Genomic DNA, 20,253 nt, shown 5'->3' on the forward strand with positions numbered 1-20,253 from the left:
ACACCGGTTATAAGCAGGCCGCCCAAGGTCACTTAGGCGGCGTCGCGGTCTTGCATCGACATCAGGCTCCGCTTCACGCTGGCCGGGGGCTGGCCAAGGTTGCGCAGGAAGGCGCGCCGCATTCGGTCACGGTCAGCAAAACCCGTGTCACGCGCCACGATTTCCAAAGGGTGACGACCGTCTTCCAACATGACGCGCGCAGCCTCCAAGCGCAGCATTTCCACGGCTTTGGCCGGAGACCGCCCGGTTTCTTCGCGAAATACCCGGCTGAACTGACGCGGTGACAGGCTGGCAGCCTCGGCAAGCTCTTCGACAGACAAGGGATTGCGCAGGTTTTCACGGGCGTAGGCCAGCGCGCGCTTTACCCGGTCAGAGCGAGGCTCCAGCGCAAGCATCGCCGAAAATTGCGATTGCCCGCCGTGGCGACGATGGTAGACGACAAGCCTACGAGCCAGTGCCCGGGAAAGCGCAGCCCCATGGTCGTCCTCGATCAGCGCAAGCGTCAGGTCGATGGCCGATGACATTCCCGCCGACGTCCAGATGTTGCCGTCACGGATGAAAATTCGGTCCTCTTCGACCCTGACCTTCGGAAAGCGCGCCCGAAGCGCCGGCGCATGCGCCCAGTGCGTGGTGGCGGTACGGCCGTCAAGCAGACCGGCGTGTGCTAGTACAAAAGCGCCTGTGCATACCCCAGCCACCCGGCGGGCTTGTTCCCCCGCACGGGCGAGATACGCACGCAGCCCGGGCGAAATATCCTGGGGCGCCAATTGGCCGGCAACCATCAGGGTATCGGGTATGACACCTAGCGGCGTTGTTTCGATACCTGCGTTCATGGACGACCTGACCGTGCCGCCTTTTTCAGAGAGCACCGTCAGCCGATAGCCCTTATCGCCCAGCTCAGTATTGGCGAGCTCAAAGGCAGAGAGCGCCGCCAAACCCATCAGCTGGAAGCCATCTTCCAGGATTAAACCAACGTGCCGCATCATGCTTCCTTTTCAGGCAATGAAAGATTAGCTTAATCCGGCACGGGGAACGGCATCCACGTTGTTGAAAAATATCGGCCCACTTTGTTGCGCCATTTGGACGTCGAAAGCCATCCTTCGTTATTCCTGTTTCCGGCAATCGCGCAGCAGCGCATAAAGCCCCGCCGCACCAAAAGCCGCCATACCCAGGCCCACGCTGACGAATAGCCCGGTCTGCGTGGTGGCGATCAGCCCCCCACCCAACGCCACCACCGTGCGCGCCAAGGCCCCCGCCAACGGTACCGCCATCTTTCCGGTGCCTTGCGCGGCGCAGTACTGGGTGAATCCAAGCCCGAAGAAGCCAAAAAAGGGGCCAACATGGCGCAGGTAAACGCTTCCCGTCGCCACACTTTCGGGGTCCGTCAAAAACGCGCCCAGCCATAATTCGGGCCATATCGCAACCACCAACCCAATAGTCTCGGCAACGCCGAACCCCAGACAGGCTGCGATCAACGCGGCGCGGCGTGCGCGATCGATCCTGCCTGCCGCAGCGTTGGTGCCAATCAGGATCGCGGCAGGCCCGCCGATGCCGAAACTGAGCGGCACCAACAAGAATTCCAATCGCGCAGCCGCCCCGTATCCGGCCACGGCCGCCAGACCGTACGCCCCAACGTAGCCGGTAACGATGGCGATGGTGAGATTGGTACTTGTCGCGATAACGGCCGACACGCCGCCGACCTTGAGAATTTCGGCAAATAGCCGACGTTGCAGCCGCACCGGTCTGGCGGCCGGCTGCAGCACTCCTTGGCCACGCCAAAGATATATTGCGAAAACCAGGCTACCAACGACGTAATACAAAACCATTGCCAACGCGCCGCCTGTCACACCCAGCCCCTGAAAGCCTGCCGCGCCAAAGATCAGCAGCCACGATACCGGTATCAGGATGACGCCGCCGCCGCACACCACCCGCATCGGCAAGCGCACATTGCCACTGCCCCGAATGAGCGCCAGCAGTGCATTGAACAGCCATATCAGCGGTGCGCCGCCAAAGACGACGGCGGCATAGTGGTCGGCGTGCGCAAGCGCTTCGCCGCTAGCTCCCATGGCACTGAACGCCGCGGAGCCAAAAGCCAAGACGAGCCCTGCCGTGACAAGCCCAAACGCCACCGCAATGGCGACAGCATGCCAAACCAGCGCGTTGGCTTGCACGCGGTCGTTGCGCCCCAGCGCCCGCGCAACCGCGCCAAGCATTCCCCCACCGACCGCGCCGGTCGCAAGCGCCGTCGTCAATGCCAGCAGTGGATACACAACCGACACGCCAGCGAGCACGTCTTCACCGAGCTGGGAGAGAAACCACACCTCCATCAGTCCAACAAACGTTTGGCTGAGCATCACCAGCAGTGTCGGGCCGGCAAGCGACAACATCACAGGCAAAATCGGGGCGGTCAGCAGGCGCTCGGTCTGGACGTCACGGCTGCGGGAATCGGTCTGCGCGGTCATGACGGCACTCGAAGACGGTTCTGGGCGGGCGCAGAATAGGCCAATGTCGTGTTGGCGGGAATGTCGAATACACGGCAATTCGCGCCATGCTGATAGCCAGATGCGAAAAACAGGGGTCAGGCTGGACTCACCCGGATTTCCCCGGTTGCTCAAACCAGCCCACATCTGACTCATGCGCCCACGCGCTGAAGCGTCTTCAGTTTCAAGCCATGTGCAGTAGCAGCTTGCCCACGGTGAAACGGCTTGCCATCTCTACGGGGGCCCTTGCGGCTTCGGCAATTGGATACTCGCCTCCGATAAGCACTCTGAGCTTGCATTCGGCTATCCAATCGAACTTCCGCTGCCGGCCGAGGTTGTGTGAAAACTCACCGTGCTGAGGGTCATGTCGGAAGTTGGCCTCTCAGATCAACTCAGGATCGACGATCGGAGTTGAGGGAAGGGTTTGAACACCCTCGAAAACAAGTCCATCACGAGTTTTCACACAGTCTCGGCCAGAAGCGGGCGTTGGAGGTCGCGTGATAATCTCGCCCGTTTCTTAATCAGTGACTGTCAAGCATGTCTCAAGTTCATTTGATCGAGGGCCCGGTAGGGGCTGGAAAATCCACCTTCGGCGCGGCTCTGGCTGCAAGCAGCAACGGCGTGCACATCCCGCTCGACGAGTGGTTTGCGACGCTGTTCAGCCCAGACCGCCCGGGCGGCGATTTTGTGCCTTGGTATGTTGAGCGAAAAGAACGGTTGCTGGGTCTGATATGGAACCACAGCCGCAGAGTACTGGCGTCGGGTCGAGACGTTGTGCTCGAACTTGGTCTGATCCAGCAGCAACCAAGAATCCAGTTCTGTCGAATGATCACGAACGAAGGATTTCCGCCTCACCTCCATGTCCTCGACGCACCCTTGGAAATCCGTCGTGCGCGTGTTCGACGCAGGAATGAAGAGCGCGGTCCCACGTTTTCCATGGTCGTACCGGATCATGTCTTCGAGATGGCGAGCAAGCTTTGGGAGTCGCCCGACGAACTCGAATGCGAAGAGTTCGAGATTAGCTTCGACACGGATGGGGCGAACGCGTCGTTTGACGTCTGAGCAAGCCGGCCAGCACGCGTCTTGAAAGACTGCTATCGGGCCAGGCAAAGGTCGGCTCAGGGTCGAAACCGGCCTGTCGCCAACGCAGTCCAAGCCCGCGGAGGCCATGCAGCCCAGCGTATTGGGCGTGGCCGCATGGCCGATACCAGACCACGCCAGCTGTGTGCCGGACAAGCTCAGGTCGCCACGAGCAAGGGCTCCATGCCGAACAAATAGCGGCCCCGTTTGAAGTTGAGACACAAAACCAAACCTCCACAGGCAGAACGCCTGCGATAGGCCACGCGGGGAATGACGCAAGTCACCAGGCAGCGGATCGAGGCCGGTTTCACGTGCGCTCACCCGCCTGAAGTTCCGAAATTCTCCCAGAAAATCACCTACATACGCGGACTGTTGCCATCGCAAGCTGTGATCCCTCCGTACCGTACCTACATGAAGGAATGTACGGTACTTGGGGTTGGGAGGTACAACCGTACCTGCTCTGACGGTGCCACGGGAGGGAACTTCCAGAGTGAAGAATGTCTCCTGGATTGTTCGTTTAGTCTTCGCGTCTCGCAATTAGCTAACGGCACCGGCACTTTCCGCAGGCACCTAGCAAAGAAAAATTCCCGAACACTGGACCACGTCGTGGCCGCAAGATCCGTCTATCTGTCGCTGGCGCATGTCGCCTGGTAGGAATTCTCAAGGGCGACAAGTCCACGTGCCATTTAAAAGCGCAGACGGCTCGACGGATAAGTTGGGCCACGTTCACCTCCGTGGCCCGCAACGAAATTCAGAGCTTTATCCCCTGATTTAACGATGCAGGCCAGCCTACTTTTAAAAGAGGCATAAGTGCAGCTCGCCATGTGGCAACCATCGCCATTTGCTGTACTGCTATCGAACGACGTGCGGCTTGATTTCCTGAGCCCTTGGGCGGACCAGCCTCGGCCTTCGCGCTTTACTTCACTAACTGCAACGACGGGCGAGAAATACTCCTGGCCTTAGGCTCTGCCGTCGTCGCGGTAGCGCTTGGGACGGACGACAGCACCAGACCGAAGGTCAAATTATCAATGTCATCCTGATACAAGCAGAGCTCCCGAGCCACATCCGCGCGAGTAAATCCCTCCGCTTTCAACGCTTCAAAGACCTTAACCAGAACTTGGGAGACCTCGCGATGCATGGGCTGAGGTTCTTTCGTTCGATAGCCCTGTTTCGCAATTTGGATACACAAGCTTCGATATCCCCACTCCGTAAATAGGGAAAGCTGGTTCATACGATAGGCCAAAGCTGCCAGAGACACCCCCCAAACCCGCTTAAGCTCTATCAGCCCGGGGATGGTGGGCACGCGTGGCTTAGATGCGATGATGTTCCCTCGCGGCATCAAAAACGCTGATGCGAAGGCGTTCGCCTCCCTTTCCATTTCGGGCGTGTGCTCTCCACCATGCAGCATGCTATAGCGATCACGCACCAAATGGCCGAGCTCATGAGCCGCATCGAAACGGCTATGCTCGGCAGACTTCATGGTGTTCAAAAATACGAATGGCCGATTGTCATTCCATACACTGAACGCGTCGACCTCACGAGCGTCTATCGCCAGCGAATAGACGCGGATTCCCCGAGCTTCTAACAGATGAATTAGATTCTCAATGGGCGCCTCACCCAATCCCCAAATCCTTCGAAGCGTTGCTGCGGCATCCTCAGGCGAAAGATCCCGCAAATCGGGCAAATCCGCGATAGGCAACTTGAAACGCGCTTCGATCCAGTCATTGAGAAGAAATGCCAATTCTCCTGAGCCTAGAGCCTTGTCTCTTAGCCCGGCAGACATCTTGGACATGGAACGAAAGCTAGCCGTGTGTTCTGCGATGAGAGGAATATCATCCCCCTCGAAGAAGGACACCGGGAAACGCAGCAGCTCTGCAATCTTTTCTAGTTTGTCCGCCTCAGGTGCGTACTCTCCGGACTCATAGCCCTGAATAGAGCGGACTTGCACGCCCAGCTCTCGAGCCAGGCGCGCTTTTGTCCATGCTCGACGTGTTCGAGCAAATCCGAGTCTTGCTGGGTTCAACATTCTTTGCAGCCAATTTACTTACTACCCCACGCGACGACGCTCGACAGGAACGTCGATCGGTTGCGCCGGAGGAGTTACATCAATGCCGCCACCCACATACGGGTCAAGAGGCGTGGAAGCCAGAACAATACGTTCCGACCAACCCTCAATTTTCCCTCGCGCGAAGCGCGATGGCAACGATAGTTCAGTACGAATTTCTCGATACCCGGTGGCGCTCCTCTCCACGTGATAGAGGAGCACCCACAGCTGGGTCCCAGAGCCAACATCAGCATCGTTCGAGAACAGCTGATTCTGCTGAATCGCCTCATCGAGGACGGACCCTTTTTCCGCCTGGTTGGTGGGACTACCCTCTGGCTTGCCGGTGTCGATATCACCAGTAATCACAGACAGCATGATGCGCTCATCAGGCGATACCACCCAAGGACAATTCTTGTAATCCCGTGCAGCCCAGCCCTTAGGAATCAAGGCTTGTCGCAGCGCCGCCACAAACTCATGCCAATGATAGGTACCCGCCGCAGTGGGAGCATGGGCAAGGGTCGCACCCAGCCGTGCCTCATAGCCGCGTAGGTTTGCTTCTTGCAACAACGCCTCATCCAACGACGGGTCAAGCTCATACAAACGCTTTTGCACGTCCAGCGGGTCGCTCAAGACCAGAGGTTGCTGCGGTTTATAAGATGGTTGTAGAAACATGGCGCCTCCTCGGCCTCAACTTCCGGAAATTCTACCACCAACCGAGGAGCAAAAACCGGAAGCTGGTTGTTTTATTGCCACGCTCGGACCGGCCCTTTCTTTGGCACGGGCGGCCCGGAAGCCGCATGCGGAGCGCAGCCACCCGATGGAAGTCCCTTTTACGCATTCACCGACCACTTCCCAACGGCCGCGCCCCCTCTTTTCACGTAGTCAATACTGAAGGCCATAAGATCAGCGAGGTGGCATCAATCTGTCCTTTCGAAATCCCCGGCTGCACGCCATAGATGGCGAAACTGGCTTTGTCCGCACTCCGGTTCAGCAAGATTTCTTGCAACATTGCAAGATTGCCGACCTTGAAGACTGACGGACGCCTATGCCGCCTTTCATTTATCCGATGCTCCACATGCTCGACCAACACACGGGATTCGCAATAAACAACTGACTTTAGTAGCTGGCAGGTGACTTCGTAGACGTCGTCAACACGGGCACCATTTGGTTCGCCCCCAAGCTCCCTTGCAGTGATACAGACTCACTAGGACTCTGTCGTCTTCTTCTCGTGTGACCGCGATGTAGTCGGCGGCCTCCCCAGTCCTGTGGTCATAGACGAGGACCTCGAGATTTTCCTTCGCCCTGATGCCGCTTCAGGTCTGATGGTCTTCTTTGTTGCGTCCTTCGGAACGAGCGATGTTATTCGCGACCCAAAGGCCGAATGCGATAACAGCTACAAGTACTCCGAGCATCACTGTAGTACCCAGGTCCATACGCTTTTCTCCACAAACACAGCTCTGTCGGTACGCCTGATGATAGCAATCACCGCCGGATATGAACTGAGAATCCGCAGCGCAACGCAACATCGTTCGTAACAGGAAACCCGTTGGGATCCTGCTGGGTTCCTACTTGGTTAACCGCCGGTTCCCACATCAAAACCTAGAGCGGCACTCGACCAATTTGGTTCTGAAACACGGCGTAAAGGAGCGCGCTGTGCCCCAGCACAGTTGCTCAGATCTTGGGGTCCATGAGCGCCGCTGACACAGGATCCATGGCCATCCTCATAGGAGAAATACCCACGAAGCGAGGGAACCTGGGGGCCTGTAGCGGAAACCCAGCAGGTTATGGCCAGGTTTTACTTTCGAACCCAGTGCAAACCGGATGCAAAGCTACCAATCCCAATCCCATTCCCAATCCCAAATCTTTTACTGGCTACGCCAGTGTCAACAGCGTCTGCGCCGCTGTCTGACCTGATAAGCCACAATCGGCCGGACCAATTCCAGATGGGACGCCCTCGTAGATGCAGTGATGGTCCTTAGACGCGTCCACAGCCCGCATGAGCGGTCGAAACACCTCGGGTGACGGGGTAGGCAGCCACTTTAGAGTCATTGCAGCCCAGAGCGCGTTCTGCGCGGTCTCGCGCTCTGTTTCTGAAACGCGAGTCGAATCTCCGAATTTTTGCCTTGCAGGGTCTAGAAGACGGTTGGCGCCGTGCAAAAGAAAGCGGGCAAGTCGGAGGGTGTGGCCAGAGTCCTGTATTGCACAATCCAACGACTCCGCTCGCTACAACGTGAGACCGCCGAGCCAGCCTTCCTTTTGTCCACGGCAAGAATCGATGCCCACCGGGGCGCCAAGCTTCCCCGCACATTCGGAATATTTGACAGGGGATTTTGATAGGGTGTTTGAAAAGGGCTTTGACGGATGGCGTCAACACTTGATCTCTACGCCAGCCAAACACTCCGGATCTGTTCGATGGTCCACAGCTGGGCAGCCGCCCCGCTCCTCGCCCACCGTCAGTGAAGCTGGAACAATCAACGGTTCACGATGTTCCAGACGTACGTGACTAGGGTGGCAACTGTCCGGCGCCGGCGTCTCAAGGTGGGAGTTATTTTTGCAACGCCACGAGCCGGACTCTTTTGACTGGGAACTATTTGCCAGGCCGAGATACTCAAATACCCTGTCGGCAATTCAAGCCACTAACTTCTCCGCGACATGAACCGCGCTTGGTCCAGCCATTGCCGACCTTTTTGCCGCGACCGATGTTCCGTGTTTCTGAGCATTAATCGCGCCCCACGCTCCTTCGGTGCAGCAGGATCCACCAAGGCCGCCCCCCCCTTCACGATTCACAAGTGCGGACGGTTGCGGCGGGATGAAATCGACGGACCTGCGGACGAGTTTCAGCGCCTCATACGCGGAATCGCGGCCAGCCCGGTGTCGACTCAGCGAAATAATCTGTTAGGCGCCTGAAAGACTCCGTGCCCCTGTCGCAGCCACTAAGACATTGCCCCGGCAACTCCTACTTCCATTGTCGAAAAGGCACCCCTCGTATCAGTACTAGGTTAAAGGATGCCCTATCCCCTCATTCCCGTACTAGGCCAAGTCTCCGCGGTTCGGGCCGGATAGACCGTCGACTTTGATTTCTCTCAGCGCAGCTCATAGCGCATTTGACACTGAGGTGTGCGTTATGGCCTCAGTGCAATGCACACAGCACATGCAGAGCACAGGCCGCGACGCTTTAAAAGTTCAACCGGGGAAGACCGGTCCACAGCACGGCTCGGCATTTGCTCCGGTAACAAATAACGCCGCAGGGATGGAAGGGGCGCGGGGTCGTAACGATTCCACTGTCGCGAGGTGCCGCCGATGCTCTACGACCTGGGCTCGGAACTCTCACTTTGCTGCCCCAGCGCACACAGCCTCAGATGAAGGGGTTTGGCCTGCCCCAAGCGCAAGAGCCCCCGAGCCCACCGGATAGGCCTGATGGGCCCAAAGTGCAGCGAAAGCGCCCGCCCACCCGAACCAAGCAGAGACCCACAAAGTCCCGAAATGCGCTATTGCCACCGAGTGCACATCCTTGCCTTGATGCCGCCTGAACTTGCTCACCGCCAACTACAAGTTCGTTGTCCCATATGTTGTCCCATATGCCCAGCAAACAAAAAGGGTTAGCTCAACGACATTGAGCTAACCCTTTGATTTTATTGGTCGGGGCGGTGGGATTCGAACTCACGACCCTCTGCTCCCAAAGCAGATGCGCTACCAGGCTGCGCTACGCCCCGAGGGTCGCAACTATACCAGATACCGGCGCATCACCGTGCAACGGCCCGATGCCCTGCTCGCCACGGCCATGCCCGGCGATCCCCTGATTGACACCTATATAGTTGAAGCATAAATTAATTCGACAAACCAAATAACGACATACATCGGGAATCCCATGGCAAATGCCTCCTCTCCGTCCGCCTGGGCGACGCCCACGCGGACCACCTACACGGTGCTGTTCGTCTGCTGGCTGGCGATCCTGTTCGAGGGTTACGACGTCGGCGTCATGGGCGCGGTGCTGCCCGCCCTGGCGGACGACAAGAACTGGAACCTGACGCCGATCGAGCTCGGCATGCTGGGCAGCTACGCGCTGGCGGGCATGTTCGTCGGCTCATTCGCCGTCGGCACGCTGTCCGACCTGCTGGGCCGCCGACGCATGTTGCTGGCCTGCGTGACGCTGTTCTCGCTGACCATGATCGGCGCGGCCTGGGCGCCGACGCCGACATGGTTCGCCACCTTCCGCTTCATCGGCGGCCTGGGACTGGGCGGGGTCATTCCGGTGGCGGCGGCGCTGACGATCGAGTATTCCCCGCCCGCCAAACGGGGCTTCAACTACGGTGTGATGTATTCCGGCTACTCGCTCGGCATCCTGTGCTCCGCCGCGGTGGCCATGGCGGTGCTGCAGCACTGGGGCTGGCGCGCGGTGATTCTGGTGGGCGCGGCGCCGCTGCTGCTGGTGCCGGTGCTGGCGCGCCTGCTGCCTGAATCGCTCGAATACCTGCTGGCCAAGGGCGATGAGGCCGGCGCCCGCGCCATGGCGCAGCGCCTGGGCATTGCCTCGCTGGAACCGTTCCGCCCGCGCGAAGTGACGGGCGAAAAAGCCACGTGGCGCGACGTCATGGCCGCGGTATTCGCGCCGCGCCACCTGCGCGCCACGCTGTGCTTCTGGGGCGCGCTGTTCCTGGGCATGATGCTGGTGTATGGCCTGAACACCTGGCTGCCGCAGATCATGCGCAAGAACGGCTACGACCTGGGCTCGAGCATCTCGTTCCTGCTGGTCTTCAGCCTGGCCTCGGCCATCGGCGGCCTGGTGCTGGGCCAGTTCGCCGACAAGAGCGAACCGCGCAAGATCGTGGCGCTGTTCTACCTGGTGGGCGCGGTCGGCATCTACTGCCTGACCTACAACAATCCGCTGGCGGTCAATTACCTGTGGGTGGCGCTGGCCGGCATCGGCAGCATTTCGTCGTCGCTGATCCTGACCGGCTACCTGGCCGGCTACTACCCGGCGCACGCGCGCGGCGCGGCCACCGGCTGGGCGCTGTCGTTCGCCCGCATCGGCGCCATGAGCGGCCCCATCGTCGGCGGCTATCTGGCGGGATTGAAATTGCCGCTGGCGTGGAACTTCATTGCGTTCTCGTGCGCGGCGGTGCTGGCGGCAGCGTTTGTGATCCTGATCCCTGGCCGCTACGCGGGCGGCGCGTCGTCGCGGCCGGCCGCCGGCACGCGGCCCGTGGGGCAGCAGCAGTCCTGACAGGCAGAGCGTCCGGCACCGCGGCGCTCGCCGCGGAATCGGACTGGCGTAAACGACAACGGCGCTACCCGAAGGTGCGCCGTTGTTTCATGCGGGATCCAAGGCGGATCGCGCAGTCTGCCCGACAGGCAACCGTTTCGATGGACGCTCAGCCGAAACGGCCGGTGATGTAGTCCTCGGTTTCCTTGCGCGACGGCTTCACGAAGATCTGGTCGGTCTGGCCGAATTCCATCAGCTCGCCCAGGTACATGTAGGCGGTGAAATCCGAACAGCGAGCGGCCTGCTGCATGTTGTGGGTCACGATGACGACGGTGTAGTCGTTCTTCAGCTCGGCGATCAGTTCCTCGATCTTGGCGGTCGAGATCGGATCCAGCGCCGAACACGGCTCGTCCAGCAGCAGCACTTCCGGCTTGATGGCCACGCCGCGCGCGATGCACAGGCGCTGTTGCTGGCCGCCCGACAGGCTGTTGCCGCTCTGGTGCAGCTTGTCCTTCACTTCGTTCCACAGCGCGGCCTTGCTCAGCGCCCATTCCACGCGCTCGTCCATCTCGCCCTTGGACAGGCGCTCGAACAGGCGCACGCCGAAGGCGATGTTGTCGTAGATGCTCATGGGGAACGGCGTGGGCTTCTGGAACACCATGCCGACCTTGGCTCGGATCAGCGAGATGTCCGTCTTGGCGGTCAGCAGGTTCTCGCCGTCCAGGATGATCTCGCCTTCGGCGCGCTGGCCCGGATACAGCTCGAACATGCGGTTGAAGGTGCGCAGCAGCGTCGACTTGCCGCAGCCCGACGGGCCGATGAAGGCGGTGACCTTCTTCTCCTGGATCGACATGTTCACATTGCGGATCGCATGGAACTTGCCGTAGTAGAAGTTCAGGTTCTTGACCTCGATCTTGTTCTTGACGGCGGTAGCGGTGTTTTCCATTTGGTTTCCCTAGGCCCGGCGCGGCGGGCGCGCCGGCAAAGCGATCTTTATTTGCGGAACATGTTGCGGGCAATGATGTTGATGCCCAGCACCAGCAGCGTAATCAGGGTGGCGCCGGCCCACGCCAGGTCGTTCCAGTCCTTGAAGGGGCTGGCGGCGTATTGGTAGATCACGACCGGCAGGTTGGCCATCGGGCCGTTCATGTTGGTCGACATGAACTGGTTCGACAGCGCCGTGAACAGCAGCGGCGCGGTTTCGCCCGAGATGCGGGCAATCGCCAGCAGCACGCCGGTGATGATGCCGGTCTTGGCGGCGCGATAGCACACCAGGGTGATCATGCGCCACTTGGGGCAGCCCAGCGCGGCCGCGGCTTCGCGCAGGCTGTTGGGCACCAGCAGCAGCATGTTGTCGGTGGTGCGCACCACCACCGGGATCACCAGGATCGACAGCGCGATGGCGCCGGCCCAACCCGAGTAGTGCCCGACTTGCGCCACGTACACGGCGTAGATGAACAGACCGATGATGATGGACGGCGCCGACAGCAGCACGTCGTTCAGGAAGCGCGTGGCCGGCGCCAGCCAGCCGCGCTGGCCGTATTCGGCCAGGTAGGTGCCGGCCAGGATGCCGACCGGCGTGCCGATCAGCGTGCCCACGCCCGCCATCATCACGCTGCCGAAGATGGCGTTGACCAGGCCGCCGGACTGCCCCGGCGGCGGCGTGATTTCGGTGAAGAGGGTGTACGACAGCGCCGGCGCGCCCTTGAACAGCAGGGTCTGGATGATCCAGAACAGCCAGAACAGCCCGAACACCAGCGTGGCCAGCGAGATGGTCAGCATGATGCGGTTGACCACCCGGCGCCGGCGATACACGCCGTTCTGCATATTGAGTACGGAGACAGCCATGATCTTTTCCTTGTGGGCCGGGGTCAGGATTTCTTGCCTTCACCGGCCGACAGGCGGACCAGCAGCATCTTCGCCAGGGCCAGCACGATCGTGGTGATCAGGAACAGGATCAGGCCCAGTTCCAGCAGCGCCGACTTCTGGATGCCGCCGGCTTCATTGAATTCGTTGGCCAGCGCCGAGGCGATCGAGTTGCCCGGCGAGAACAGCGAACCGGACCACTTGAAGGCGTTGCCGATCACGAAGGTCACCGCCATGGTCTCGCCCAGCGCGCGTCCCAGGCCCAGCATGATGCCGCCGATGACGCCCGACTTGGTGAAGGGCAGCACCACGCGCCACATCACTTCCCAGGTCGTGCTGCCCAGGCCGTAGGCCGATTCCTTCAGCATGGCCGGCACCAGTTCGAACACGTCGCGCATCACCGCGGCGATGAACGGGATGATCATGATCGACAGGATCAGGCCGGCGGTGAAGATACCGATACCGAACGGAGGCCCGGCGAACATGCCGCCGATGATCGGCACACTGCCGAGCGTGGCGATCAGGAACGGCTGCACGTATTGCTGGAACACCGGCACGAAGACGAACAGGCCCCACATGCCGTAGATGATCGACGGAATCGCCGCCAGCATCTCGACCGCGGTGCCCAGCGGGCGGCGCAGCCAGGTCGGCGACAGTTCGGTCAGGAAGATGGCGATGCCGAACGACACCGGCACCGCGATGATCAGGGCGATGGCCGAGGTCAGCAGCGTGCCGATGATGGGCACCACCGCGCCGTAGTTCTGCTTGACCGGGTCCCAGTCGTTCAGCCACAGGAACGACAGGCCGTATTTGGCCAGCGATTCGCGGCTGCCGTAGATCAGGGAAATGAGAATCGCCGCCAGCAGAATGAACACCAGGAAGGCGAACAGGCGGGTCAGGTTCTTGAACAGCGCATCCATCAGCGCGTTTTTATTTTGCTTCATAGGCGAAGGCGTGCCGGTAGTCACGGAGTCCGCCACGCTGGGCGAAAGCGGCACACTATTATCCATTACCGCGCTCATGGATGGACTTTCCTTAGGAAACCTTGGGAGAAACGACGAGTGGGTCCGGGGGACCCGCCCCGGTCTGCGGCAAGCCGGCAACCGGGGCAGTGGGCCGATGCCGGCGCGCGAACGCGATGTCGCGCGCCAGGCATCCGCTTTACTTCCAGACAGCCTTGCCGTCGGCGGACTTGACCTCGCCCCAGGCGGCGCGGATTTCCTTGGTCACGGCTTCCGGCAACGGCACGTAGTCCATGGCTTCAGCCGACTTGGCGCCGTTCTTGAAGGCCCAGTCGAAGAAGTCCAGGACGGCCTTGCCCTGCACCGGCTTGTCTTGCGACTTGTGGACCAGGATGAAGGTGGCGGCGGTGACGGGCCACGAATCGGCGCCCGGCTCGTCCGTCAGCACCACGCCCATGCCGGGCGCGCTCTTCCAGTCGGCGTTGGCGGCGGCGGCGGCGAAGGCCTTCTGTTCCGGCTGGACGAACTTGCCGTCCTTGTTCTGCAGTTGCGTCCAGGCCAGCTTGTTCTGCTTGGCGTAGGCATATTCGACGTAGCCGATCGAGTTCTTCAGTTGGCCGACGTAGGCGGCGACGCCTTCGTTGCCCTTGCCACCCTGGCCCACGGGCCACTTGACGGCCTTGCCTTCGCCGACCTGTTCCTTCCACTCCGGCGACACCTTGGACAGATAGTTGGTCCAGCCGAAGGTGGTGCCCGAGCCGTCCGAACGGTGCACGACGATGATGTCGGCCGACGGCAGCTTCAGGTCGGGGTTCAGCGCCTTGATGGCGGCGTCGTCCCACTTCTTGATCTTGCCCAGGAAAATGTCGCCCAGGACCTTGCCGGACAGCTTCAGCTTGCCCGCCTCGACGCCGTCGATGTTCACCACGGCAACCGTGCCGCCGATGACGGCCGGGAACTGCAGCAGACCATTCTTTTCCAGGTCAGCGGCCTTCATGGGATCGTCCGAGGCGCCGAAATCGACGGTCTTGGCGATGATCTGTTGCTGGCCGCCGCCCGAACCGATCGACTGGTAGTTCACGGCATTGTTGGTGGCAGCCTTGTAGTCCGACGCCCACTTGGCGTAGATCGGGTACGGGAACGAAGCGCCGGCGCCGGTCACGTCGGCGGCCTGGACGGCAAAAACGGCGGCGCTCAGCGCGACACCCAGGGAAACTTGTTTGAAGACACGTTTGAACATCTTGGTTCCTTCTGTGCTCGTTAGAGGAGTCTTTGGCAGGCTTTCTACTGCCCGTCTTTCAGCGACCCTCGCATGTTAGAAGTCCAACGTGACAGGATAGTGACAGTCATAAACCCCCCCCGGAGCGCTGCGCGCTTCCCCCCCAGGGGGGCGCCGGTGGCGGACCGGCGGAGCCGGATCCGCGCGGCCTGGATTGGGAGGGGCGCGGTTGGCATGGGGAGTGGCTTGCTGGTGGGGGATGTGGGGGCGGAGGTCGCCCCAGGGGGGCGCCGGTGGTGGACCGGCGGGGCGGATCCGCGCGGCCTGGATTGGGAAGGGCCGGTTGGCATGGGGGAGTGGCTTGCTGGTGGGGGATGTGGGGACGGAGGTCGCCCCAGGGGGGGCGCCGGTGGTGGACCGGCGGGGCCGGATCCGCGCGGCCTGGATTGGGAGCGCGGTGCCTTGGGGGGTGGTTTTTTGCCGGTGTTGGCGGTTGGGGACGGATAGAAAAGGCCCCGCTGGGCGGGGCCTGGGAGAAGGACGGGCGAGGCTATACGCCCAGCTTCTGCATCAGGTACTGGTGCAGGTTGAAGGGTTCGCGGCGGCTGCGGACGCGGACGTAGTCGCCGTCGGCCTGTTGCTGCCAGGCCAGTTGGTTGTCGCGCAGGGCGAACGTGAAGGCTTCGTCGATGACGCGCTTCTTGAGGGCCTTGTCGTAGATCGGGAAGGCGATTTCCACGCGGCGGAAGAAATTGCGGTCCATCCAGTCGGCCGAGGACAGGTACACCGTCTCGGCGCCTTCGGCGTAGAAATAGAACACGCGCGAATGCTCCAGGAAGCGGCCCACGATGGAGCGCACCCGGATGTTCTCGGACAGTCCCGGCACGCCGGCGCGCAGCGCGCAGACGCCGCGCACGATCAGGTCGATCTTCACGCCGGCCTGGCTGGCCTTATAGAGTTCCTCGATGATCTGCTCTTCCAGCAGCGAGTTCATCTTGGCCATGATGCGCGCGCGCTTGCCGGCCTTGGCCGCGCGAGCCTCGGCGCGGATCAGCGCCACCATGCCTTCATGCATCGTGAACGGCGACTGCATCAGCGACTTGAGCGCGCGCCGCGCGCCCAGGCCGGTCAACTGCGCGAACACCTTGTCCATGTCCTCGCACAGCTTGGGATCGGCGGTCAGCAGGCCGAAATCGGTGTACAGGCGCGCGGTGCGCGGGTGGTAGTTGCCGGTGCCCAGGTGGGCGTAGCGGCGCAGGCGGCCCTTTTCGCGCCGCAGCACCACCGCCATCTTGGCGTGGGTCTTGTGCGCCACGACGCCATAGACCACATGCGCCCCCACCTCTTCCAGCTTGGAGGCCCAGTTGATGTTGGTCTGCTCGTCAAAGCGCGCCATCAGTTCCACCACCACCGTCACTTCCTTGCCGGCGCGCGCCGCGGCCAGCAGGATCTTCATCAGCTCGGAATCCTCGCCGGTGCGGTAGATGGTCTGCTTGATGGCCATCACGTCCGGATCCAGCGCGGCGGCCGTCAGGAAGTCGATGACCGGCTGGAATGACTGGTACGGGTGGTGCAGCAGGCGGTCCTGCTCGGCCACGGCCTCGAACAGTTCGGCCGGCTTGTCGCCGACGCGGTCGAATGGCGCCGGCACAGGCGCGCGGTAATCGGGGAACAGCAGGTCGGGCCGGTTGGGCGAATTGCACAACTGCATCAGGCGCGACAGGTTCACCGGCCCCGGCACCCGGTAGGTGTCCTCGGCCTTCAGGGAAAATTCGCGCTGCAGGAAGGTTTCCAGCTCGACCGGCGTCAGCTTGTCGATCTCCAGGCGCACCGCGGCGCCGAAGTTGCGCTGCGACAGCTCGCCCTGCAGGGCGTGGCGCAGGTTGGTGACTTCTTCCTCGTCCACGAACAGGTCGCTGTTGCGCGTCACCCGCCACTGGTAGCAGCCCAGCATCTCCAGGCCCGGGAACAGCTCGCCGACGAAGGCGCGCAGCAGCGAGGTCAGCAGGATGTAGCCTTCCGGATGGCCGGACAGCTCTGGCGGCATCTTGATCAGGCGCGGCAGCGCGCGCGGCGCCTGCACCACGGCGATCGAGGCCTGGCGGCCGAAGGCGTCGGCGCCGGACAGCGAGACGATGAAATTCAGGCTCTTGTTGTAGACCCGCGGGAACGGATGCGCCGGGTCCAGCCCGATCGGCGTCAGCAGCGGCATCACGTCGCGGTTGAAGACCTCGCGCGCCCATTCCTGCTGCTCGGCATTCCATTCCGAGGCATGGTGCAGCGCGATACCCTCGGCCTGCAGCGCCGGCAGGATGGCGTCGTTGAGCAGCGCGTACTGGCGCCCCACCAGCTCGTGCACCGCCTGCTGGACGTTCTCGAACGCCTGGTCGGGCGTCATGCCGTCCGGGCCGACCAAGTTCGGCGACTGGCGCTGTTGTTCCTTGAGACTCGAGATCCGGATCTCGAAGAATTCATCAAGATTGGAACTGACGATACAGACGTAGCGCAGCCGTTCGAGCAGGGGCGTGCTCGGATTTTCCGCCATCGCCAGCACGCGTTCGTTGAACTTGAGCAGCGACAACTCGCGATTCAGGAGCAAGGGCTCGGCGGGCGGGCGTGTGGTCATACCGGATTCCATACGTAAGGAGAGCGTGGAGTTTTACTGCAAAATAGTGACGGTTCTATGACACAACGCCAAATGCGTAGCGTACGACAAAACCGGGACGCATGGAGCATGGTCTCCCGGCGCCAACTGCCTGTTCCATAAGCGAAAACCCGCAGCGGAAGGCGCTGTCATATGGGGTCTCTATAATCAGGCCACCTCACAGCCAATATTACGAGCCGCATGGATCAACTTCTGGCCGCCGTGGACCTCGGGTCCAACAGCTTCCGCCTCTCCATCGGACGCATCGTTCAGCAGGACGGTACGCCCCAGATCTACCAGATCGATCGCCTCAAGGAAACCGTCCGGCTCGCCGCCGGGCTGGACGCCGAAAAACGCCTTGGCGACGACGCCATCGAGCGGGCCATCGCGGTCCTGGAACGTTTCGGCGAACGCCTGCGCAGTTTCCATCCCAACCGTGTGCGCGCGGTCGCCACCAACACCTTCCGGGTGGCGCGCAATACCCGCGATTTCCTGCCCCGGGCCGAAGCCGCCCTGGGCTTCCCGATCGAAGTCATCGCCGGCCGCGAAGAGGCCCGCCTGATCTTCTCGGGCGTGGTCCACACCCTGCCGCCCTCGCCCAACAAGCGCCTGGTGATCGACATCGGCGGCGGCTCCACGGAAGTCATCATCGGCAAGGGCCATGAACCCGGCCTGATGTCGTCGCTCTACATGGGCTGCGTCAGCTACAGCCGCCAGTTCTTCTCGGACGGCATCGTCGACGCCCACCAGATGAAGCAGGCCGAGCTGGCCGCGCGGCGCGAGATCGAAGTCATCGCCAAGCAGTACCGCAAGACCGGCTGGAAGGAAGCCTACGGCTCTTCCGGCACCGCCAAGGCGCTGTACGCCATCCTCACCGAAGGCGGCATGTCCGAACGCGGCATCACCCGCGCCGGCCTGAGCAAGCTGAAAGACCGCATCGTGCGCGCCGGCCGCGTCATCCCGTCCGAGCTGCCCGGCATCAAGGTCGAGCGCGCCGACGTGCTGCCCGGCGGGCTGGCCATCATGAGCGCGCTGTTCGACGAACTGGGCATCGATGTCATGCACACCGGCGACGGCGCGCTGCGCCTGGGCGTGCTGTACGACCTGCTGGGCCGCGACGACGAGCACGACAAGCGCGACGAGTCGGTGCGCCAGTTCATGAAGCGCTATCACGTCGACATCAACCAGGCGCGTCGCGTGCACCGCGCCGCGCTCAGCCTGTTCGACGCGATGATGCCCGAAGGCGCCGAACGCGCCGAACTGCGCGCCGACCTGCGCGCCGCCCTGGGCTGGGCCGCCGACCTGCACGAAGTGGGCCTGTCCATCGCCCACAACGCTTACCACAAGCACACCGCCTACGTGCTCGAGAACGCCGACATGCCGGGCTTTTCTCGCGCCGACCAGCAATTGCTGGCGCTGCTGGCGCTGGGCCACCAGGGCAAGCTGAGCAAGCTCGAGCCGCTGGTGCGCAATCGCGCCCAGTGGATGGCCATCCTCAGCCTGCGGCTGGCGGTGCTGCTGTTCCGCCGCCGCGGCGAAATCGACCCGCTGCCCCTGACCGCGTCCATGCGCAACGACTCCATCGTCGTGCGCGTGAACCGCGACTGGCTCGCGCAACACCCGCTCAGCGACTTCACGCTGCGCGCGGAAGAAGCCGAATGGTCGAAAGTGGGCTTCTCATTCGAACTGCTCGAGTTCTGAGCCGCGTCCAAAACAGCACGGCCCCGGAAGAATCCGGGGCCGTGTGGCGTGGCGGGCATCTGGCGCTAGAACGGCGACAGATCGGTCTCGCGTTCGAGCTGCTTGAGTTCCAGGCGGAATGGCCGCGTTGCCCGCCGAATCAGTCTGATCTTCATGCGGCGGAACAAGCGGCGCATGATTAGCGCTGACCGTTGGCCGTGGGTTGATCCAGGCCGAAATGGCGGCGGTAACGCTCGTCCATGCCGTCCATCTTCAGCAGCACCGGGAAGTCGGCGGCGTTGAAATCCGGGTCCCAGGCGGGTTCGCCGCAGACCGTCGCGCCCAGCTTCAGGTAGCCCTTGATCAGCGGCGGTACGCGCGCCGGCAGCGTGCTGTTGAGTTTTTCCACCGGATAACGATGCAGCGGCGTCACATGCGGCTGCCCTTCTGTCGGCAATTGCTTGGAAATCGTGCGCCACACTTCGGCAGCGGTGACGCCGTCGTCGCGCAGGCTGACGCTGGCGCAGCCCAGCACGTACTGGTAGCCGCCGCGGCGCAGGTATTCCGCCAGGCCCGACCACAACAGCATGATGACCGCGCCGTTGCGGTAGTCGGCGTGAGTGCACGAGCGCCCCACTTCCACCAGCTCGTCGCGGATCGCGCCGAGGCCGGACAGGTCGAATTCGGATTGCGAGTAGTAGCCGCCGGCCTCGCGCGCCTTTTCGGGCGTGAGGATGCGGTAGGTGCCGACGACACGGCCGGTGTCGAGTTCGCGCACCATCAGATGCTCGCAGAAGGGATCGAAACGGTCGTGCTCGATTCCGTCCTGGGCATCGGGGAAGACCGCGCCCATGTCTTCGGTGAAGACGTCGTAGCGCAGGCGCTGGATCTGTTCAATTTCCTCGGCCGTGCGCGCCAGGCCGACCACCAGCACCCGTGCGGCGGGGCCTGTCCACGGTTCGGTAGCGTTACGGCTTGGGTTGATGCGTGCTAGTTCCAGCATTGCGCGAAGCTCCTAGAGAGTCCGGTCAGTTTGGACGCCCTGTATGTCAAAGACTTGACCAATATGTTACGT

The 20,253-nt window shown here is 62.0% G+C and carries 14 protein-coding genes and 1 tRNA gene; 3 read left to right on the forward strand and 12 right to left on the reverse strand.

Annotated elements, in window-relative coordinates; all coding sequences use genetic code 11:
* Nucleotides 1-32: 32 nt before the first annotated feature.
* Together ACUDCK_RS21615 and ACUDCK_RS21620 are read right to left on the reverse strand one after the other, a co-directional pair.
* Complete coding sequence (locus ACUDCK_RS21615) at nt 33-983, reverse strand: GlxA family transcriptional regulator (protein ID WP_054501239.1); 951 nt, start codon at nt 981-983, stop codon at nt 33-35.
* A gap of 120 nt (nt 984-1,103) precedes the next feature.
* Complete coding sequence (locus ACUDCK_RS21620) at nt 1,104-2,462, reverse strand: MATE family efflux transporter (protein ID WP_445659257.1); 1,359 nt, start codon at nt 2,460-2,462, stop codon at nt 1,104-1,106.
* 555 nt (nt 2,463-3,017) lie between these two features.
* Between ACUDCK_RS21620 and ACUDCK_RS21625 the strand changes: the two genes are divergently transcribed.
* The gene (locus tag ACUDCK_RS21625) at nt 3,018-3,542 is read left to right on the forward strand and encodes an AAA family ATPase (RefSeq protein WP_175167548.1); all 525 of its coding nucleotides are present in this window, start codon (nt 3,018-3,020) and stop codon (nt 3,540-3,542) included.
* Nucleotides 3,543-4,476: 934 nt separating this feature from the next.
* On the opposite strand, the gene ACUDCK_RS21630 is transcribed toward ACUDCK_RS21625, so the two are convergent.
* The 4 genes from ACUDCK_RS21630 to ACUDCK_RS21645 form a co-directional block, all read right to left on the reverse strand.
* Nucleotides 4,477-5,508 carry an ImmA/IrrE family metallo-endopeptidase gene (locus ACUDCK_RS21630; protein ID WP_242610515.1) on the reverse strand — a complete coding sequence of 344 codons (1,032 nt, stop codon included), beginning with the start codon at nt 5,506-5,508 and terminating at the stop codon, nt 4,477-4,479.
* A gap of 99 nt (nt 5,509-5,607) precedes the next feature.
* Nucleotides 5,608-6,276: a hypothetical protein gene (locus ACUDCK_RS21635; protein WP_082388583.1), complete on the reverse strand. Its 669-nt coding sequence runs from the start codon at nt 6,274-6,276 to the stop codon at nt 5,608-5,610.
* A 202-nt stretch (nt 6,277-6,478) separates the two neighbouring features.
* The gene (locus ACUDCK_RS21640; RefSeq protein WP_445659258.1) at nt 6,479-6,613 is read right to left on the reverse strand and encodes a hypothetical protein; all 135 of its coding nucleotides are present in this window, start codon (nt 6,611-6,613) and stop codon (nt 6,479-6,481) included.
* A gap of 2,627 nt (nt 6,614-9,240) precedes the next feature.
* A tRNA-Pro gene (locus ACUDCK_RS21645) sits at nt 9,241-9,317 on the reverse strand.
* A 155-nt stretch (nt 9,318-9,472) separates the two neighbouring features.
* Here ACUDCK_RS21645 and ACUDCK_RS21650 point away from each other — a divergent pair.
* Nucleotides 9,473-10,828, forward strand: a complete 1,356-nt coding sequence (locus ACUDCK_RS21650) for an MFS transporter (RefSeq protein WP_116792840.1) — start codon at nt 9,473-9,475, stop codon at nt 10,826-10,828.
* Nucleotides 10,829-10,976: 148 nt separating this feature from the next.
* Here the strand turns inward: ACUDCK_RS21650 and pstB are convergent, their stop codons facing one another.
* From pstB to ppk1, 5 genes are all read right to left on the reverse strand, one after another.
* Nucleotides 10,977-11,753, reverse strand: a complete 777-nt coding sequence (gene pstB, locus ACUDCK_RS21655) for a phosphate ABC transporter ATP-binding protein PstB (protein WP_006385463.1) — start codon at nt 11,751-11,753, stop codon at nt 10,977-10,979.
* Between the two features lie 47 nt (nt 11,754-11,800).
* Entirely contained in the window at nt 11,801-12,655 is an 855-nt protein-coding gene (gene pstA, locus ACUDCK_RS21660; RefSeq protein ID WP_080977466.1) for a phosphate ABC transporter permease PstA, read from the reverse strand.
* 23 nt (nt 12,656-12,678) lie between these two features.
* Nucleotides 12,679-13,695 carry a phosphate ABC transporter permease subunit PstC gene (gene pstC / locus ACUDCK_RS21665; RefSeq protein WP_054501111.1) on the reverse strand — a complete coding sequence of 339 codons (1,017 nt, stop codon included), beginning with the start codon at nt 13,693-13,695 and terminating at the stop codon, nt 12,679-12,681.
* Nucleotides 13,696-13,834: 139 nt separating this feature from the next.
* Nucleotides 13,835-14,875 (reverse strand): phosphate ABC transporter substrate-binding protein PstS, encoded by a 1,041-nt coding sequence (gene pstS, locus ACUDCK_RS21670; protein WP_064524069.1) that lies wholly within the window; start codon nt 14,873-14,875, stop codon nt 13,835-13,837.
* A gap of 529 nt (nt 14,876-15,404) precedes the next feature.
* The gene (ppk1, locus tag ACUDCK_RS21675; protein WP_054501109.1) at nt 15,405-17,480 is read right to left on the reverse strand and encodes a polyphosphate kinase 1; all 2,076 of its coding nucleotides are present in this window, start codon (nt 17,478-17,480) and stop codon (nt 15,405-15,407) included.
* A gap of 219 nt (nt 17,481-17,699) precedes the next feature.
* Between ppk1 and ppx the strand changes: the two genes are divergently transcribed.
* Nucleotides 17,700-19,199: an exopolyphosphatase gene (gene ppx, locus ACUDCK_RS21680; RefSeq protein ID WP_175167547.1), complete on the forward strand. Its 1,500-nt coding sequence runs from the start codon at nt 17,700-17,702 to the stop codon at nt 19,197-19,199.
* 178 nt (nt 19,200-19,377) lie between these two features.
* Here the strand turns inward: ppx and ACUDCK_RS21685 are convergent, their stop codons facing one another.
* Nucleotides 19,378-20,181 carry a GNAT family N-acetyltransferase gene (locus ACUDCK_RS21685; protein ID WP_054501107.1) on the reverse strand — a complete coding sequence of 268 codons (804 nt, stop codon included), beginning with the start codon at nt 20,179-20,181 and terminating at the stop codon, nt 19,378-19,380.
* Nucleotides 20,182-20,253 lie beyond the last annotated feature (72 nt).

Source organism: Achromobacter sp. CF-sbj1-Ac2-l (assembly GCF_052698165.1).